The sequence below is a fragment of the Paeniglutamicibacter selenitireducens genome (assembly GCF_051550675.1).
Lineage (GTDB): Bacteria > Actinomycetota > Actinomycetes > Actinomycetales > Micrococcaceae > Paeniglutamicibacter.
Genome location: NZ_JBPULF010000001.1, coordinates 622,424 through 639,446, shown reverse-complemented (window position 1 = coordinate 639,446; position 17,023 = coordinate 622,424). Strand labels below are relative to the sequence as shown.

General features: G+C 69.1%; 9 protein-coding genes and 2 tRNA genes. 8 read left to right on the top strand and 3 right to left on the bottom strand.

The annotated features are described in order from the left end of the window. Positions 1-8 precede the first annotated feature (8 nt). Positions 9-3,485: an ATP-dependent helicase gene (locus tag ACSYDW_RS02865; RefSeq protein WP_438337182.1), complete on the top strand. Its 3,477-nt coding sequence runs from the start codon at positions 9-11 to the stop codon at positions 3,483-3,485. Between the two features lie 96 nt (positions 3,486-3,581). Here ACSYDW_RS02865 and ACSYDW_RS02860 read toward each other — a convergent pair whose 3' ends face one another. Continuing rightward, complete coding sequence (locus ACSYDW_RS02860) at positions 3,582-4,934, bottom strand: phosphotransferase (RefSeq protein ID WP_438337181.1); 1,353 nt, start codon at positions 4,932-4,934, stop codon at positions 3,582-3,584. Between the two features lie 241 nt (positions 4,935-5,175). Here ACSYDW_RS02860 and nudC point away from each other — a divergent pair, with 241 nt between their 5' ends. Together nudC and ACSYDW_RS02850 are read left to right on the top strand one after the other, a co-directional pair. Next, positions 5,176-6,135, top strand: coding sequence for an NAD(+) diphosphatase (nudC, locus tag ACSYDW_RS02855; RefSeq protein ID WP_438337180.1), 960 nt, complete (start codon positions 5,176-5,178; stop codon positions 6,133-6,135). 7 nt (positions 6,136-6,142) lie between these two features. Further along, a complete protein-coding gene (locus ACSYDW_RS02850) occupies positions 6,143-8,245 on the top strand; it encodes an ATP-dependent DNA helicase UvrD2 (protein WP_438337179.1) in 2,103 nt (700 codons plus the stop codon). Here the strand turns inward: ACSYDW_RS02850 and ACSYDW_RS02845 are convergent. Further along, the gene (locus ACSYDW_RS02845) at positions 8,242-9,330 is read right to left on the bottom strand and encodes a ThiF family adenylyltransferase (RefSeq protein WP_438337178.1); all 1,089 of its coding nucleotides are present in this window, start codon (positions 9,328-9,330) and stop codon (positions 8,242-8,244) included. The two genes, ACSYDW_RS02850 and ACSYDW_RS02845, sit on opposite strands and share 4 nt — an antisense overlap. 169 nt (positions 9,331-9,499) lie before the next feature. Between ACSYDW_RS02845 and ACSYDW_RS02840 the strand changes: the two genes are divergently transcribed. Continuing rightward, the gene (locus ACSYDW_RS02840) at positions 9,500-10,219 is read left to right on the top strand and encodes a M48 metallopeptidase family protein (RefSeq protein ID WP_438337177.1); all 720 of its coding nucleotides are present in this window, start codon (positions 9,500-9,502) and stop codon (positions 10,217-10,219) included. A 171-nt stretch (positions 10,220-10,390) separates the two neighbouring features. Here ACSYDW_RS02840 and ACSYDW_RS02835 read toward each other — a convergent pair whose 3' ends face one another. Further along, on the bottom strand, positions 10,391-11,869 hold the full coding sequence (locus ACSYDW_RS02835; RefSeq protein ID WP_438337176.1) for a zinc-dependent metalloprotease: 1,479 nt from the start codon (positions 11,867-11,869) through the stop codon (positions 10,391-10,393). A gap of 221 nt (positions 11,870-12,090) precedes the next feature. On the opposite strand from ACSYDW_RS02835, the gene ACSYDW_RS02830 reads away from it, so the two are divergent. From ACSYDW_RS02830 to ACSYDW_RS02815, 4 genes are all read left to right on the top strand, one after another. Continuing rightward, entirely contained in the window at positions 12,091-13,332 is a 1,242-nt protein-coding gene (locus ACSYDW_RS02830; RefSeq protein WP_438337175.1) for a YlbL family protein, read from the top strand. A 297-nt stretch (positions 13,333-13,629) separates the two neighbouring features. Continuing rightward, complete coding sequence (locus tag ACSYDW_RS02825) at positions 13,630-16,566, top strand: UPF0182 family membrane protein (protein WP_438337324.1); 2,937 nt, start codon at positions 13,630-13,632, stop codon at positions 16,564-16,566. Between the two features lie 86 nt (positions 16,567-16,652). Beyond that, a tRNA-Met gene (locus ACSYDW_RS02820) sits at positions 16,653-16,726 on the top strand. Positions 16,727-16,930: 204 nt separating this feature from the next. Further along, positions 16,931-17,004 (top strand) — tRNA-Met (locus tag ACSYDW_RS02815). Positions 17,005-17,023: the final 19 nt, after the last annotated feature.

Sequence of the window (17,023 nt, the reverse complement as noted above, 5' to 3'; positions counted from 1 at the left end):
ACCGCCCCATGACCGAACCCCAGGTAGCCACGGCCGGGGAGCACAGCCCGGAGCGCATCTACACCCCGGAGGAGCTCGCAGACCTGCTTGGGCAGCACCAGCCGACCGCCGAGCAATCCGCGATCATCTCCTCGCCGCTCGAACCGCTGCTGGTCATTGCCGGAGCCGGCTCGGGCAAGACCGCCACCATGGCCGACCGGGTCATCTGGCTGGTGGCCAACAAGCTGGTGCGCCCCGAGGAGATCCTCGGCGTGACGTTCACCCGCAAGGCCGCCGGCGAGCTGGCCCAGCGCATCCGCGGGCAGCTGGAAAAGCTCGCACGTTCCGGGCTGCTGGAACTCGAAGACGGCGAGGGGCTTCTGGATCCAAGCGTCTCCACCTACCACTCCTACGCCAACACCATTGTGAAGGAGCACGGGCTGCGTATCGGTGTGGAATCAGACACCGCGCTGCTGGGCACCGCTCAGGCCTGGCAGGTCGCGGCCGCCGTCGTGGAAGGTTACACCGGGGACTACGAACACCTCGCCTCGTCGAAGAACACGCTGATCGACGCCGTCGTCACGTTCGCCGGGGAATGCGCCGAGCACCTGATGCCGCCCGTCGACGCCAAGGCCTGGATCGACGACCTGGTGGAGAGGCTCGAGTCGCTGCCCTACCGGGTGGACAAGCAGGCCGCGCCGTCGCTGGAGGCACGCAAGCTGCTGGACAAGCTGCGCACCCGCTCCACCATCGCCGAACTGGCAGTGGACTATGCCCGGGCGAAGGCCGCACGAGGGGCCCTGGACTACGGCGACCTCGTGGCGCTGGCGGCCAGGATCGCCCAGGAGGTCCCCGAAGCTTCGGAGGGGGAGCGCGCCAAGTTCAAGGTGGTGCTGCTCGACGAGTTCCAGGACACCTCGCACGCGCAGATGGTCCTTTTCTCCTCGATCTTCGGCGGCGGACATGCCCTGACCGCTGTCGGTGACCCCAACCAGTCGATCTACGGCTTCCGCGGCGCCAGCGCCGGGCAGCTTTTCCGCTTCCCGACGGTGTTCCCGGCGGTCGCGGACGAGGGTAGACGCCCGGCCTCCGTCGCCTACCTGAGCACCGCCTGGCGCAACTCGGTCAACGTGCTGGAGGCGGCAAACGCCGTTTCCGCCCGGCTGAATTCCGCCTCCGCCTCCGGCATCGCCGTGCCCTCGCTGAAACCCAGCGCCTTCGCAGGAACCGGCGTGGTCGAGCTGGCCCGCCATGCCACGGGCGCGGCGGAAGCCGCGGCGCTGGCCCAGCGCTTCATCGCCGAGCGCGACTCTTTCACCAAGTTGCACGGCAAGCACCCGACCATGGCAGTGCTTTGCCGCACCCGCTCCCAACTGACCCCTGTCGCGCGCGGGTTGGAGGATGCGGGGATCCCGTACGAGATCCTCGGCCTCGGCGGACTGTTGAGCATGCCGGAGGTCACCGATCTGGTGGCAACGCTCAACGTGCTGGTGGACCCCAACCGGTCCGACCACCTGCTGAGGCTGATTTCCGGCGCCCGCTGGCGCATCGGCCCAGCCGACCTCATGGCATTCGCCGACTGGTCGCGCTTCCTGGCCCGACGCCGGGAGTTCGCGCTCAGGGACGGTGGCTCCGAAAACCTCGAGCGTCCCGACGATGCCGAGGAAACCATCCGCGCCGAGGCACGCGCGGAGCTCAACGACGCCGCCAGCCTGGTCGAGGCCCTTGACTACCTGCCGCACCGCGACTGGGTCAGCGGCGACGGGCGCGCGCTGAGCCCCGAGGCGCTCACCCGGCTGACCAAGTTGCGCGACGAGCTGCGCTACCTGCGCGGCTTCATCGACGACGACCTTGAAACGCTGCTGCGCGAAACCGAGCGTGCCATGGGCCTTGACCTGGAGGTCGCCGCCAAGCCGGGCGTCGGCATCCACGAAGCCCGTCGCCACCTGGACGCGTTCGCCGACATCGCCCAGGACTACGGGCGTTCCTCCCTTCGCGTAGACCTGGCCGGGTTCCTCACCTGGCTTGAGGCCGCCGCCGAAAAGGAAGGCGGCCTGGCGATCGTGCAGGCGGAGTCGAACCCGGAAGCCGTACAGCTGCTGACAATCCACGCCTCCAAGGGGCTGGAGTGGGACGTGGTGGCCGTGACGGGCATGAACGACGGAATCTTCCCCAGTTCCAACGACTCGCGCTGGACCAGCGGGGACGCTGCACTTCCTTGGCCGCTGCGCGGGGACAAACACGACCTCCCGCAGTGGGACACCGACCAGGAATCGCTCTTCGACGCGGTCAAGGCCGAAGGCATGTTCAAGTCCGAGGTCCTGGCACACGCCGAAATGGAAGAGCGGCGCCTGGCTTACGTGGCACTGACCCGCGCCAAGAGCCTGCTGATCTGCTCGGCCACGGTCTGGACCGGAACCCGGACCAAGATGACCGAACCCTCGGGGTTCCTGGGCGACATGCTGCCGCTGGCCGAGGGGCCGACGGCCTCGGCGCACATCACGACCTGGGTCGAGGACGACCATGCTCCGGAAGCCAACCCGTTCCGTGAGGAACCGCTCGAGGCCCGCTGGCCCTACGACCCGCTGGAAGGACCCGTCGTGGTCGGCGGGGGAACTGTTCGGCCCCGCCCGCCGGGTCGCCGTGCCGCACTCGAGGCCGCCGCCAGATCGGTGCTCGCCGCCGCGGGGCTCCCGGTCTCCGCACCCGATGCGCCTGCCGATGAAGCGGGCAGCGCGGCGGCGGAAGAGTCCGCGGAACCACGCGACGGCGGGTCCGCAGCTGTCCCCGGGGACGTGGACGCTTCCTGGCAGACGCCCATCGGCGAGGCGTGGCTCAAAGAAACGAAGCTGCTGGTGGCCAGGATGGCAGCGGAGGCCGCCGAAGTGCGGACCACCAGCGTGCCCAAGCACGTCCGGGCCTCGGTGTTCGTCGAACTGGCCACCGACGCCCAAGCCGTGCTGGATGACCTGCGGCGGCCCGTTCCCCGACGCCCGGGAACCGCGGCGCGCCGAGGCACGGCATTCCACGCGTGGCTCGAGGAGTACTTCGATTCCACGGGGATGCTTGACCTCGGCGAATTCATGGGCGCCGCCGACGCATACATCGATGAGGCGCTGGACCTGGAGGAGATGAAGGACGCGTTCCTCAAGTCCGAGTGGGCCCACCGCCAGCCTGCCCATGTGGAGGCGGCCATCGAGACGAGGATCGGTCCGGTCAGTGTTCGTGGCCGCATCGACGCGGTGTTCCAGGAGCCCGACGGCTCGTGGCTGCTGGTCGACTGGAAAACCGGGAGGGTGCCGCGTGGGGAGGACCTGCGCAGCAAGTCGCTGCAGCTGGCCGTCTACCGGTTGGGCTGGGCGCGCCTGCTGGGAATCGACGTGGAGCAGGTGCGCGCCGCGTTCTACTACGTCGGTTCCGGCATCACCATCAGGCCGCACGACCTGGCCGAGGAAGCAGAACTCGTGGCACTGATCACCGAGTCCATCGGCACACTCAACTCCTAGCGAATTGGCCGCATGCGCAGCGGGCCCGGGAAACGAATGACCGTTTCCCGGGCCCGCTGATCGCTACGGAGTGGTGGCCTCAGGTACTTTCCACAGCTACTTGGGTTCAACCGGCTGGATCGGTATGGCGGTGGTGTCGGGGCCGGAAGCCTCCTGGCCATCGCCCTCCTCGGACGAACCGTTGGCCCTTGCCTCGTCCTTCGGGCCATCGTCGACGCGTGCATCATCGGCGGATTCCGGCGCTGGCACGGCCTTGAGAGGCGCGGGCAGTTCTTCGGCGACTTCAGCATCGGGACCCGTAGAGTCGGCGCCACTTGGTACGGGTAGGGGCAAGGATTCGGGTTGCGCCGGGACGGGACGGGTGATCGAATCCGGCACCGGAACCAGCCGGATGGCGTTCGTTGCCGGTTCCGGTTCGGGAGAATTGTCCGACGCTTCGGCTGCATCGGGGGACAGCGGAGTGACCGCGGAACCCACGGGGACGGGGGACGCTGCGGGGGTTTCCACCCGCGTTGCACGAGGTGGTTCGACAACGCTGATCGGCTGTCCGCCGTACTCCGCGATGTCGTTGTCGAGATCCTCGAGCATGGTCTTGGCTTCGGCGATCCGCTGTACGTCCTCGCTGGCGATGGCCTTGACCAGCCACTGCGCAAGGGCGAACTCGGCGGCAAGCGCTGCGCGGCGCATGATGTGGGGATCGGCACGGTCGCCGCGCACGGCCACGTAACCTTCCAAGGCGGCATCGGCGAAGGCTTGCTCGTGCACCGCGGCCAGCCACGCAAAGTCGTCGGCGGGGTCTCCGACCTGGAGGTCGGTCCAGCCCGTGACCGCGACGACCTTCGCATCCTCGACCAGGAGCTGGTCCTCGTGCAGGTCGCCGTGGATGACTGTCGAGTTGAACCGCCACAGGGCAACGTCCTCAAGTGCATGTTCCCACCGGCGCAGCAGACGGGACGGGATCATGCCGGTTGTTGCCGCAGCGTCGAGCTCGTTCAGGCGCCGCTGGCGGACCTGCTCGGAGGAATGTGACGGCAAATCCGCGCGGTCGATGGCGGACTTGGGCATGGAATGGATCGCGGCCATGACGGCTCCGAGGTCCTGGGCGCAGCGGGAACCCAGGCCCACCAGGTCCTCCAGCGAGTACTGTTTGCCCGGCAGGTGGTTGTAGACGAAGGTGCGCAGCGTGCCCTGGCGCACCGTGCCGGCGACCGAGGGAAGCTGGAAGGGCAGGGAAGCCCGGATGCCTGCGGAAAACGCGCGCAAGGCCGCCAGCTCGGATTCGAGTCGGATGCTTGCCTCGTCGTGGCGCGGGGAGCGCACGCGCCAGCGGTTCTTCTCGGCGTCGACGATGAGCACCGAGTCAAAATCGTCGCTGTCATCCGGCAATGAGGCCACGCCCGTGGGGGCCAAGCCGGGGACCGCGGCGGTGGCGATGGCAGCGAGTTCCATGGGAGAGCGTTTCACATCCTCCACCGTAGACCGCCGGTGCCGCCCGCGTCCTGCCGCGAGGCGGCGAGTCGCGTGATTTAAGCCCAATATCCAGCCGGTTCCCAGCCACGGTGTGGCACCGGCAACGTTTCGGGCCCCGGGGAAGCGGCCTTGTGCCGGGGAGGCGCACCTGGGCCCTGAAACCGCAGGAGGGATACGCGGGAGTAGGTGTTGGGCGGCGAGGGTCAGTACCGTTAGGGGTATGAGTGAATCAGCGCAGCCAGCAGGCCAGACCCACCCGGCCCTCGGGGCCCTGCCGCTGGCGCGTGAATCCGTCGACAGGCGGTGCGAACGGCGAACGGAAAGCGACTGGCTTCAGCGGCTGGGCGACTCCCCGGAGACCGGATACCTCATCATGGTCGGCGGCCGGGTTCACGTACGCGACGGCGCCCTGGAACTCGTGGCCCGGGACCTGGTTCCCGACGGCGGCACGGAGGTCTACCTGGGCTTCGACGGCGAACGCGAAATCGTCCTGCACGCCTTCCACGACGACCCCGGCGTGCTGACCCGGGAACATGCGGGGGCCGACCCCGGCGAATGGCTGGGGCTGCGCGACGTCGCGGCGGGCCTGGCCCCCCGGGATGCAGGGCTGTTCGTGGAGGCCGTCGCCATCGCCAACTGGAACCACTCGATGCAGTACTGCCCGCGCTGCGGACACTGGCTGGAGCCGCGTGCCTCCGGATGGGTCAAGGCCTGCCCGAACGACGGGTCGGAGCACTTCCCGCGCACCGACCCCGCCGTCATCGTCGCCATCACCGACGCCGAGGACCGCCTGCTGCTGGGTGCCAACGCCCAATGGGGCGGGAAGCGCTTCTCCACCCTGGCCGGATTCGTGGAACCGGGGGAGTCGCTGGAGTCGGCGGTGGTCCGCGAGGTCGCCGAGGAATCGGGCGTCACGGTGGCCAACCCGCGCTACATGGGCTCGCAACCGTGGCCGTTCCCGTGCTCGCTGATGCTCGGCTTCACGGCCACCGCCGTGGGCACCGAGCTGCGCCCGGACGGGGTGGAGATCATCGATCTGCGCTGGTTCACCCGTGAGGAGCTTGCAGCCCAGATCCGCTCCGGGGAGATCGGCGTGCCGGCCGGGGTCTCCATCGCCAGCGCCCTGATCGAAAACTGGTACGGCGGCGCGCTGCCCGAACCCGAACACCTGGAGAACTAGAACGCCCATGGCATCCCTCGAAGACCGCATCCTCGCCGGACTGGACGCCGAGCAGCGCCAGGTCGCCACCACGCTGAACGGCCCGCTTTGCGTGCTCGCCGGTGCCGGTACCGGCAAAACCCGGGCCATCACCCACCGCATCGCCTACGGGGTGCACTCGGGCGTGTACAAGCCCAGCTCGCTGCTGGCCGTCACCTTCACCGCCCGCGCCGCCGCCGAAATGCGCTCCCGGCTGCGTGAGCTCGGTGCCGGGGCCGTACAGACGCGCACCTTCCACGCCGCGGCGCTGCGCCAGCTGCAGTACTTCTGGCCGCAGGCCATCGGCGGGTCGCTGCCCGGCATCGTCGACTACAAGGCCCCGTTGATCACCGAGGCCGCCCGGCGCCTGCGCACCAACGCGGACCGGGCCACGGTCCGCGACCTCGCAGCCGAGATCGAGTGGGCCAAGGTCTCGATGCTCACCCCGGAGAGCTACGTCGCGGCCGCCGCCGACCGCGGGACCCCGGGCGGGCTGGACACCACCACCGTCGCACGCATCTTCCAGTCCTACGAGGACGTGAAGACCGACCGCCAGTACATCGACTTCGAGGACGTGCTGCTGCTGACCGTCGCGATCCTGGAGGACGACGAGAGGGTCGCCGCCTCGGTGCGCGAACAGTACCGCCACTTCGTCGTCGACGAGTACCAGGACGTTTCCCCGCTCCAGCAACGCCTGCTTGACCTCTGGCTGGGTGGGCGCGACGAGCTCTGCGTGGTGGGCGACGCCTCGCAGACCATCTACTCCTTCACCGGTGCCACGCCGCGCCACCTGCTGGACTTCCCGGCGAAGTACGGCCACGCCCCCGTCGTGAAGCTGGTGCGGGACTACCGCTCCACCCCACAGGTGGTGCACCTGGCCAACCGGGTGCTCGCCGCGCGCAGCCCCGAACCAGGGGTGCCGGACCGGGACATCGCCTGGCCGACACCGCTGGAACTGGTCGCCCAGCGCGACCCCGGACCGGAGCCGGACTTCCTCGAGGCCAAGGACGACGAGGCGGAGGCCGCCGAGGTCGCCGCGCGCATCAAGAAGCTGCTCGCCGCCGGCACCCCGGCCGCCGAGATCGCGATCCTCTACCGCACCAACGGGCAGTCCGAGGCCTACGAGCAGGCCCTTACGGCGCAGGGCATCGGCTACCTGCTGCGCGGCGGGGAACGGTTCTTCAACCGACGCGAGGTGCGCGACGCGATGCTGCAGCTGCGCTCCGCGGCGCGCTCGGCGAGCGACGAATCCGTCCCGCAACTCACCCGCGACATCCTCGTGTCGCTGGGCTACAGCGCCACCGCCCCGAGCGGAGGGGGAGCGGTGCGCGAGAAGTGGGAGTCGCTCTCCGCACTCGTCGGACTTGCCGACGAGATGGCGGCAGCCCGCATGGACGACGAAACCCCCTTCACCCTGCACGCCTTCGTCACCGAGCTGGAGGAACGCGCCGCCAGCCAGCACGCCCCGACCATCCAGGGAGTCACCCTCGCCTCGCTGCACGCGGCCAAGGGCCTGGAATGGGACGCGGTCTTCCTCGTGGGCCTCTCCGAGGGCCTCATGCCGATCTCCTTCGCCGAGGACCAGGCCGGGTACGACGAGGAACGCCGGCTGCTCTACGTCGGCATCACCCGTGCCCGCGTCCACCTGTCGCTGTCCTGGTCGCTGGCCAGGACCCCGGGCGGACGCGCGCACCGGCGGCCCTCGCGCTTCCTGGACGGGCTGCGCCCCGCCGGCAGCTCCCGCATCCAGGGACCGCCCCGGGCGACCCGGCGCAAGGCGCTCGCCGGGCCCCCGACGTGCCGCACCTGCGGCACGCTGCTCGCCGGCGCCACCGAACGCAAGCTCGGGCGCTGCGGCAACTGCCCTGCCGGGTACGACGAGGCGGTCTTCGAGAACCTCCGCTCCTGGCGGCTGCAGGTCGCCCAGGCCAATTCGCTGCCGGCGTTCGTGATCTTCACCGATGCGACGCTGATGGCCATCGCCGAAGCGAACCCCGGCGACCTGGCGGGGCTGGGGCTTGTCTCCGGGGTGGGTCCCGGCAAGCTCGAGCGCTACGGGGAAGCGATCCTGCAGATCCTCGGCTCCGCCTAGGCCGCCTGCCCGTCCAGGCAGGTGCAGCCGGGCCGGGGCCGCGCCGGAACCTGCCGTGTGGCACCGGTCGCCAAGTCGACGAGAATCATGGCCTCGGCCGCGACCGGCACGTTCACCTCGTCCAGCGCCATGAGGATCTGCGTGGCGGCGGTGCCGGCTGCGGTGGCGGCAAGACTTGCCTCGGGCAGCAGCGGGTGCCGGTTCCCGGGGTGCCCGCCAGCGGGAACGATGCGCAGCGTGGGATCGCACTGCTCCCAGGCGCACGCTTCACAGATGGTCAGCCCGGGGATCACCATCGGCCCGATGCGCACCCCGGCGTCGGTGAAGAGCACCGGCAGCAGCCGGTCATCCTGCGGCAGGGACCCGAGGTCCGGCAACAGCCCGCCGGCTATCACCACGGCAAGGTCCACCGGTGCCGCGTCGGGCGGACGCAGCGGGGCTTCGGCGAGCGTGAGCCGAGGGTAGGTCTGCGCCAGCGCCCGTGCCGCCGCCCTGGTGCGCCATTGCCCCACGCTGTTGATACCGGTGGTTGCCGCGCCGAGGTCCTCGGGCTGCATCCGCCCGTCGTCGCACAGCAGCAGCGAGCCGATGCCCGACGCGGCAAGGATCCCCGCCAGCATCTGCCCGGTCCTGCCCAGGTGGTGGATGGCAACGCGCGCCTCGGCACGCCTGCGCAACACCGGGGCGGCATCGAGTTCATAGGCGGCGGACCACTGCAGGATGTCCGGGGTGAGCCGGGAATCCCCGGGCCCCCCGGAGGTGTCAACGGCCCGGGGGCCGCCGGCGGGCAGCGGCCCCTCGGGTGCGGCAGCGTTCCCCGGCGCCACCGACCCGACGGTGCCCGCCGGCTGCGGGCCGGGGTCGATGAGCACCGGACGCAGCACGGACAGGATCGCCTGCTGCCGCGCGGGTGCCAGCGGCGGTGCCCCAGGGGGCCCGGGCACTGGTTCCCGCCCGCCCAGTGAGAGCACGAATTGCTGCTCCGCGGTGTCCAGACCAGTTATCCACCGAGCATGTTGCCCGGTGCCGATCTGGATGGTCCCCTCCACTATGCTGAGTACCTGTAGACCCGGGTTGATCCTCATCCCGCTGCCCCTTTCATCGTGAACCGAACGGTTTCCTCCAGCCCATGGTGGCACTGCCCCGACGCCGTGCCGGAGCTATCCACAAGCCGGCGCGGGCAAGTGCAACAGCGCGGGGATGCGGTGCCCGAGGAGGCTCCCGCCGCGCCCCGGCCCAGGAAAGGAACACGTCATGCCAGTGCACCCGTCGAGCATCGAGTTCGTGAACGACTCCGGCACGCCCATCCGGGTGGTGCGCTCCACCAAGCGCCGCAAGACGATCTCCGCCGTCTGGAAGGAAGAGACAATGGTGGTCTCGGTCCCCGCGGCATTGACGCACGACGCCGAGCGGATCCTGGTGCTTGACATGGTCAAGAAGCTCGAGCGCAAGGTGGCCCGGGCGGCGGTGCCCGATGCCGACGTGCTGCTGCTTGAGCGCGCGCGCTCCCTGGATGCGCAGTTGTTCGGCGGGCGGGCGGCGCCGGCCTCGGCGCGCTGGGTGGGCAACCAGAACCGCCGCTGGGGCTCGGCCAGCCTGGTCAGCCGGAGGATCCGCCTGTCCGAACGGCTACGTGCCATGCCGCAGTGGGTGCAGGACTATGTTCTCGCCCACGAGCTGGCCCACCTGGTGGAGCCGCGCGACGGCCACGGTCCGCGTTTCAAGGCGGCCTTGTCCCGTTACCCGCGCGTCCACGACGCCAACATCTTCCTTGCGGGGGTGAGCCACGGGTACGCCGCCCGCTTGCACGCCGGCGCCGAGGGCGTGCCGGAGTCGGGCATCCCGCTCGGGGAAGATTTCGACGATTTCGACGATTTCGACGATTTCGACGCGGAGCCGGCAGTCCCGGCCGACCCTCGCGGCGCCGCGCGCGCAGGGCAGTCCGGCAGGCCGGCGGACCACCGGCCGTTCTGAGTCCCCGTGTGCCGGCGTGGACACCGCGCTCGATGCACCACCGGGACCCCGGGAATCCAGCGCAGCACCGTTGTAACGACGATGGCCGACGCCCGCGGACCCACCAAGTGGAGTCTGCGGCCGCCGGCCATTGTTCGTTCCGGGGCCCGGGTGGTGCGGCCCGGGGCGTGGCTACTTGCCCTGCGGTTCCCCGTCGTCGGAGGGCTCGTCGCCGGAGGCCTCGCCGGGGGGTTCTTCGCCCTCGGCCACGGCGTCTCCGGCCCCGGCAGCGTCCTCCGGCTCGTCGAAGCCGCCGGCCAGCAGCTTGCTCAGCGCCGCGTCGATGTCGTCCATGCTCGCCTCGGCGAGCTGGCGGCGCGGGGTGAAGCCCTCCGGGTCGCGCAGGTCCTCGCCGGTCGGCATGAGGTCCGGGTGGTCCCACACGGCGTCGCGGCCCTCGATGCCGCGTTCCTCCAGCAGGTGCGCCCACAGGGCAGCGGCCTCGCGCAGGCGGCGCGGGCGAAGCTCGAGTCCCACCAGGGACGCGAAGGCATTCTCCGCGGGGCCGCCGGAGGCCCGGCGCCGGCGGATGGTCTCGCGCAGCGGCACGGCGCTGGGCAGGTTGACGGCCGCAGCCGCAACCACCTCGTCGACCCAGCCCTCCACGAGCGCCAGCACCAGCTCCAGCTTCTCCAGCGCGGCGTCCTGCGCCGGGGTGCGCTGGGGCATGAACAAACCCTCGCCCATGAGCGACTGCATCGACTCGGGATTCATCGGGTCGATGTCACGCACCGCTTCCTCGATGCGCGACATGTCGATGTGGATGCCGCGGGCGTAGGCCTCGATGGCGCCGATCAGCGTCGAGCGCAACCACGGCACCCGGTTGAACAGGCGCACGTGGGCGCTTTCGCGCAACGCGGCGAAGAGCAGCACCTCCTGCTCCGGGACCTCGAGCCCCTCGCCGAATGCTGCCAGGTTGCTCGGCACCAGCGCCGGGGCGGAGCCGGCCAGCGGCAGGCCGATGTCGGTGGCGCCCAGCACGTCCTTGGCCAGGCCGCCCACGGCGGTGCCCAGCTGCATGCCGAACATGGTGCCGCCCAGGGATTGCAGCATGCCCTGTGCGCCGCCGATCATCGGGCGCATCTGCTCGGGGATCTGTTCGGTCAGCGCCGCGGTGATGGCCTTGCCGACGGATTCGGCCACCGGCTCGGTCAGCGACTTCCACACGGGCATGGTCTTCTCGACCCATTCGGCGCGGGAGAACGCGCGGCAGGTGCTGCCGTCCCCCTCCAACGCGGTGGCGGCATCGAGCCACAGGTCGGCCAGCTGTGCGGCGTTGGCGATCGCGGAGGCGCGGGCCGGGGTGATCGAGGGGTCGTCGCCGGCAATCGACTGGCGGGCCGTGTCCGTCGCCATCTTCCAGTTGACCGGGCCGGAGCCGCCCTGGGCCATCGCGGCCATCATCGCCTGGGCCTGCTTCATCATCTGCGCCATGGCCTCGGGGTTGTTGCCCATGCCCATGGCCTCGCCCAGTCCCTCGGGGAGGTTCTTCGGGTCGAATCCACCGGCGCCGCCGAACAACGATCCGAACATCTCGGAGAAGGGGTCCTTCGGGTTGCCGTCGTTGTTTTCGGAATCATCGGGACGGTTTGATGGGGGATTCTCAGCCATGGTTCAACGGTACCCCGGCCCCGCCTCCGCGTCCCACGGGCGTTGAAGCCAGTTCGCTGTGGGCACATCGGAAAATGCTGTGAACACCGGAGCGCGGACCAGCTGCGCGGATGCTCCGGCGTGCGTGCTTGTAGGCTGGAACGCAGCCGCATGGTCGGGCGCGCGCCGCGGGCAGCGTCCGCCACCCCGCGGGAACGCCCCGTAAACGTGAAAGAGGAACAGTGCCAGCAGTGCCAGGAACGCCGGAGTCCCCGGGACCCGAGTCGACGACGAACGACGCTGCAGCCCCGGACCCGCGCGGTGCGGGCACCATCGGGGGAGCCCGGGGAATCGGGGGCGTCGGGGGAATCGAAGGCCCGGACGGCGCCGACCACAGGCCGCTGCTGCACGGACGCAACCCCTTCGCCGCAGCAACCCCCCGGTCTGCCGCCGCGCAGCGCGGCATGTCGATCGCCGGGTGGATCACCGTGGGAACGATAGCCCTGGCCGCGGTGCTGCCCACGCACTTCGTTGTCGAATCCGCAGGGCCGGCGATGAACACCATCGGATCCGTCGACGGAACCCCCATGCTGGAGGTCACCGGGAAGCCGACCCACCCGACCAGCGGTGCGCTGGACATGACCACCGTCTACGTTCAGGGCGGGGGGCAGCGGCGCCTGGGCTTCTTCAACGTGCTCGGCGGGTGGATCGACCCGAAGAAGGACGTGCTGCCGGAGGAAATGGTGCTGCCGCGCGGCACCACCACCGAGCAGCAAAGCGAGCAGAACACCGTGATGATGGACGACTCCCAGCAGCTCTCCACTGCCGCGGCGCTGCACGAGCTGGACATTCCCTTCACCCAGCATCTCTCCATCGCCGGGTTCGCCACCGAGCAGAACTCCGCCGAACTCAAGACCGGGGACCGGCTGGTGTCCATCAACGGCACGGCCATCACCGGCTTGGAACTGCTGAAGTCCGAGCTGCAGAAGGCGGGGGGCAAACCCAGTGAGCTGGAGATCCTGCGCGACGGCAAGCCGCTGACGGCCACTGTCACCACCACCGAGGGCCAGGGCGGCCAGCGCCAGCTGGGGATCATGCTCTCCAGCGGCTTCGACTTCCCCGTGGACGTGAAGTTCGGGTTGGAGAATGTGGGCGGCCCGAGCGCCGGGATGATGTTCGCCCTGGCCATCGTCGACGAGCTGACCCCCGGGGAAATGACCGGCGGCAAGCACTTCGCCGGCACCGGTGCGATCACCGCCGACGGCCAGGTCCAGCCCATCGGCGGCATCGCGCAGAAGATGGTCGGTGCCAAGGCCAACGGCGCGCAGGTGTTCCTGGCCCCGGCGGAGAACTGCGCCGACGTCGTCGGTCGGGTGCCGGCGGGGCTGGACGTGGTGAAGGTGGAGACGCTGGAGCAGGCACGGGCAGCGGTGGAGGGGATCGGCGGCGGGCAGGACCCCGCCTCGTTCCCCACATGCCGGTAGTTTTTGCCAGTAAACACTCAGGTTCGGGCGGGATTTGCCGGGTTTTGTCCGGCAACTGTCACGATTTACGCACTTTTGCCGACGAATGGCTGTGCCCATTGAGCCGCCGGGCCGGATGCAGGGCAGAATGGAGAACAAAGTCCATGTTCGAGGTGCGCCTCCGCGGCGTGCCGAATCGGTCCAACGGTGAGGTAAAAATTGAGTTTTGGCAACGGCAATCCCTTCGGAGGGCCCCCGCGCGGCCCGCAGGAGCGCCCTGACCCGCAGCAGCATCCGGAGCGGCGCTCCTCGCCGCTGATGCCCACAATCGTCATCATCGGCATCCTGGTCGCCGTGTTCGTCTTCTTCGCGAGCGTGTACGCCGACGTGCTCTGGTACAACCAGCTCGGCTTCCAGTCGGTGTTCTGGACCGAGAACCTCGCCAAGATCGGAATCTTCGCCGTGGCGTTCCTGGTCATGGGCTTCGCCATCTGGATCTCGATGCGCCTGGCCTACCGTGCCCGCCCGGTGTATGCGCCGGACGGCCGCCAGCAGGACGCCATGTCCAAGTACCAGTCGCAGCTCGAACCGATGCGCCGGCTGCTGATGATCGGCGTGCCGGTGGTCATCGGCGTCTTCGCCGCCACCGCAGTGACTTCCCAGTGGAAGGAAGTGCTGCTCTTCTTCAACCAGGTCCCGTTCGGGGAAACCGACCCGCAGTTCAACATGGATCTCGGCTTCTACATCTTCACCCTGCCGTTCCTGGGCCTGCTGCTGGGCTACATGGTCTCCGTGGTGCTGATCGCCGGCATCGCCGGGCTGCTCACCCACTACCTCTACGGCGGAATCCGCGTTGAGGAACGCGGCGGCATCGTCGTTGGCAAGGCGGCCCGCATCCACATCGCCGTCTTCGCCGTGGCCTTCCTGCTCCTGCAGGCCGGCAACTTCTGGCTCGACCGCTACTCGACGCTGCTCTCGCAAAACGGCCGCGTGGCAGGTGCGCTCTACACCGATGTGCACGCCGTCATCCCCACCAAGACGATCCTGGCGATCGCCGCGGTGCTCGTGGCCATCACGTTCATCATCACCGCGATCATCGGGCGCTGGCGCCTGCCGGTCATCGGCACCGCGATGCTGCTCGTCACCGTCGTCGTCGCCGGCGGCATCTACCCGTTCATCGTGCAGCAGTACCAGGTCGTCCCGTCGGAGAAGACGCTCGAGCGCGCGTACATCGAGAAGAACATCGACATGACCCGCAAGGCCTACGGCCTGGACGGCGTCGAGGAGACCGCCTACAACGCCGAGGTGAACCCGAAGAAGGACGCGCTGGCCAAGGACAGCGCGACCACCACGAACATCCGCCTGCTGGACCCGAACCTCGTCTCCTCGGCGTTCGCCCAGCTGCAGCAGTTCCGCACCTACTACAAGTTTGCCCCGACGCTGAACGTCGACCGCTACGACATCGACGGCAAGACCGAGGACACCGTGATCGCCGTGCGCGAGCTGAGTGTCGATCCCACCGAGTCTTGGGTCAACCAGCACATCACCTACACCCACGGCTACGGCGTCGTGGCCGCGTACGGCAACCGCGTGACCTCCGGCGGGCGCCCCGACTTCATGCTCAGTGGCATCCCGACCGGCGGCGTGCTCGCCAGCGACAAGACCTACGAGCCGCGCATCTACTTCGGCGAGCTGTCCCCGGAATACTCGATCGTCGGCGGCCCCGAAGGCTGGGCCCCGCGGGAACTTGACCGTCCGGCCTCCGGGTCCGGCAGCCAGGACACCCGAAACACCTTCTCCGGCGACGGCGGCCCGTCGGTCGGCAACTTCTTCAACCGCCTTGTCTACTCGCTGAAGTTCGCCTCCACCGACCTGCTGCTGTCGGACGCCATCAACTCGGAGTCGCAGATCCTCTACGACCGCAACCCGAAGGACCGCGTCCAGAAGGTCGCGCCGTACCTCACTGTCGACTCCAACGCCTACCCGGCAATCGTCGACGGCCGCGTGAAGTGGATCGTGGACGCGTACACCACCTCCAAGAACTACCCGTACTCCAAGCAGCAGCAGCTCGATTCGGCTGTCGCAGACTCGCTGAGCGGCGGCACCCGGGCCGCGGCGTTGACCGGCCAGGTCAACTACATCCGCAACTCGGTCAAGGCGACCGTCGACGCCTACGACGGCTCGGTCACCCTGTACGCCTGGGAAGAAGACGAGCCGCTCCTGCAGGCGTGGCAGAAGGTCTTCCCGACGAACATCAAGCCGATGAGCGAGATGTCAGGCGAGCTGATGAGCCACGTCCGCTACCCGGAGGATTTGTTCAAGGTCCAGCGCGAACTGCTGGCCACCTACCACGTGACGGATCCCGACGGCTTCTACGACTCCAACGACGCCTGGGCCGTTCCCTCGGACCCGACGCAGGGCAACGCCAACGTGAAGCAGCCGCCGTACTACATGTCGCTGAAGATGCCGACGCAGGACGCCGAGACCTTCTCGCTGACCTCCACCTTCATTCCGCAGACAGCGGCGGGCGGGCAGCAGCGAAACGTGCTCTTCGGCTTCCTGTCGGCCGAGGCCGATGCGGGCAACGAGGCAGGCAAGAAGGCGGAGGGCTACGGCAAGCTCCGGCTGCTGGCACTGCCTCGCGAAACCAGCGTCCCCGGCCCGGGCCAGGCGCAGCAGAACTTCGACTCCAACACCACGGTGTCGCAGACGCTTAACCTGTTGCGCCAGGGTGCGTCGCAGGTCAAGAACGGAAACCTGCTCTCACTGCCGGTCGGCGGCGGCATCCTCTACGTCCAGCCCGTCTACGTGCAGTCCTCGGGCCCGACGTCCTACCCGACCCTGCGCAAGGTGTTGGTGGCGTTCGGTGACAACGTCGGCTTCGCCGACACCCTCTCCGAGGCGCTTGACCAGGTCTTCGAGGGCTCCTCGGGCGCCGTGACAAGTGAGAACGGCGGGACCTCCGGCGAGGGCGAACCCGGCGCGGAGCCCGTGAAGCAGACGGCCCAGGAGAAGCTCGCCAAGGCCCTGGACGATGCCAACGCGGCCATCAAGGCGGGCCAGGAGGCGCTGGCGAAGAACGACTTCGCGAAGTACGGCGCCGAGCAGGCAAAGCTGGAGAAGGCCATCGAGGCGGCGCTCGAGGCGGAAGCCGAGGTGACCGGAAAGCCGGTGGTGCCGGAGGCTCCGGCCCCGAGTGACGGCACGGGTGCCCCGGCGTCCGAAACGCCGGCACAGGAAACCCCCGCACCTTAATCCGGTGCCGACCTCCGGGTGTGAGCAGGGCGACACCGCCTGAATTTGCGCTGGTCGTGCCCCGTCGGCGATGATTGATTCATCGCCGCGGGGTGGAGCAGTTCGGTAGCTCGCCGGGCTCATAACCCGGAGGTCACAGGTTCAAATCCTGTCCCCGCCACGAAACAACGACCCTGACCGGGGAAACCCGGTCGGGGTCGTTTTTGTTTTCGCAGCTTTCCGCCGGCCCCGCTGGTTTCCGTACTCTTGCCCGGGGCGGCGCGCTGGATCAGACCGGTCAGGCTGCCTCCGTGGCCGGCTGTTGACCTGCGGTTCACCCCGATTAGGTGTCGCGGCATTGCGCTGGTAGTGTTGAACCTACCGACGCGGGGTGGAGCAGTTCGGTAGCTCGCCGGGCTCATAACCCGGAGGTCACAGGTTCAAATCCTGTCCCCGCCACAGAAAAGAAAACCCATGA

Coding starts and splice junctions, on each gene's coding strand:
- ACSYDW_RS02865 (WP_438337182.1), top strand. CDS start 9: ATGACCGAACCCCAGGTAGCCACGGCCGGGGAGCACAGCCCGGAGCGC.
- ACSYDW_RS02860 (WP_438337181.1), bottom strand. CDS start 4,934: ATGGAACTCGCTGCCATCGCCACCGCCGCGGTCCCCGGCTTGGCCCCC.
- nudC (WP_438337180.1), top strand. CDS start 5,176: ATGAGTGAATCAGCGCAGCCAGCAGGCCAGACCCACCCGGCCCTCGGG.
- ACSYDW_RS02850 (WP_438337179.1), top strand. CDS start 6,143: ATGGCATCCCTCGAAGACCGCATCCTCGCCGGACTGGACGCCGAGCAG.
- ACSYDW_RS02845 (WP_438337178.1), bottom strand. CDS start 9,330: ATGAGGATCAACCCGGGTCTACAGGTACTCAGCATAGTGGAGGGGACC.
- ACSYDW_RS02840 (WP_438337177.1), top strand. CDS start 9,500: ATGCCAGTGCACCCGTCGAGCATCGAGTTCGTGAACGACTCCGGCACG.
- ACSYDW_RS02835 (WP_438337176.1), bottom strand. CDS start 11,869: ATGGCTGAGAATCCCCCATCAAACCGTCCCGATGATTCCGAAAACAAC.
- ACSYDW_RS02825 (WP_438337324.1), top strand. CDS start 13,630: ATGCCCACAATCGTCATCATCGGCATCCTGGTCGCCGTGTTCGTCTTC.